This is a genomic window from Buchnera aphidicola (Pemphigus obesinymphae) (assembly GCF_026122815.1).
GTDB lineage: Bacteria > Pseudomonadota > Gammaproteobacteria > Enterobacterales > Enterobacteriaceae > Buchnera_C > Buchnera_C aphidicola_BJ.
Genome location: NZ_JAIWQW010000036.1, coordinates 1 through 1,388 on the forward strand (window position 1 = coordinate 1; position 1,388 = coordinate 1,388).

2 protein-coding genes are annotated in these 1,388 nt (G+C 22.6%); one reads left to right on the forward strand and one right to left on the reverse strand.

Going from position 1 to position 1,388, the window contains the following annotated elements; all coding sequences use genetic code 11:
- The coding region (gene tyrS, locus LDP10_RS02895; RefSeq protein ID WP_265197244.1) for a tyrosine--tRNA ligase at positions 1-805 on the forward strand (805 nt) is incomplete at its 5' end.
- Positions 806-924: 119 nt separating this feature from the next.
- Here tyrS and LDP10_RS02900 read toward each other — a convergent pair.
- The gene (locus tag LDP10_RS02900) at positions 925-1,290 is read right to left on the reverse strand and encodes a HesB/IscA family protein (protein ID WP_265197245.1); all 366 of its coding nucleotides are present in this window, start codon (positions 1,288-1,290) and stop codon (positions 925-927) included.
- Positions 1,291-1,388 lie beyond the last annotated feature (98 nt).

Sequence of the window (1,388 nt, forward strand, 5' to 3'; positions counted from 1 at the left end):
GGTAAAAAGAAGAATTATTTCTAATAATCAAGGAATATCTTTTACTGAATTTTCCTATAATTTATTACAAGCATATGATTTTTCTGTATTATATAAAAAATATGGAGTAGTTTTGCAAGTTGGGGGGTCAGACCAATGGGGAAATATTACTTCCGGTATTTTTTTAACTCATCGATTATTTAACCAAAAAGTTTTTGGATTAACTTTACCTTTATTAATACAGGATAATGGTATTAAATTTGGAAAAACAGAAACAGGAACTATTTGGTTAAATCCTAAAAAAACGAGTCCTTATAAGTTTTATCAATTTTGGATTAATCGATCAGATGAAGAAGTGTTTAATTTATTAAAAATGTTTACTTTTTTGACCGTTGAAGACATTAAGAATATAGAAAAAGAAAGTATAAAAAATAATGATTTTTACTTTCCTAGAAGGGTTTTAGCAGATAGTATAACTAATTTAGTTCATGGAGAAAAAGGAGTATCTGCTGCTAAAAGAATTTCATCTTTTTTATTTTCTCAATCATTAGATAATTTAATTTTATCTGATTTTAAACAATTGAAACAAGATGGTATGCCTTTTGTTAAATTGTTAGGAAATGAAGATTTACAGCAAGCATTGGTTAATTCTATTTTAGCGCCTTCTCGTGGCCAAGCTCGCAATATGATTTCTTCTAATGCAATATATATAAACAATCATATTCAAAAAGATATTAAATATTTTTTTAAAGATTCTGATAAAATATTTGGAAAATTTACTTTATTACGTCGTGGTAAAAAAAATCATTGTTTATTATGTTGGTAAAATTTTTTGTATAAGTAAAATTATATATGGATATAAATATCGGAATAACGTATTTTTATTTGTAATGAGTTTTGATAATAATTTTTATTTTTAATGAGTTTTGATAATAATTTTTATTTTTATAATTCAAAACTTTCTCCACAACCACAGTGATTTTTTTTATTACTGTGTTTATATTGAAATATTTTGTTGAAATCTTTTTCTATAAAGTCAATTTCCATGCCTTCTAATATTTGTAATATTTTTTTAGATATAAATAAAACAGTGCCATTTTGAAACAATTCAATTTCTTCTTCTTTTTTTTCTTGAGCTAATTCCATTATAATACGAAATCCAGCACATCCTGATTTTTTTATATTTAATCTAATTCCTTTATTTTTTGAGTTTTTATTAATTAAATGTAACATTTGTGTTGATGCATTTTTTGTTAAAGTAATTCCTTTAAATAATTTTTTATTTTTTGTTTTTTTAGTAATATTTTGCATTTTTTTGAATCCTTACTCATGAATAATCGATAATTAGTTATTTTAGATAAATAAATTAATATGTTATATAATATATTATTATAGTGCATGCATTTTTT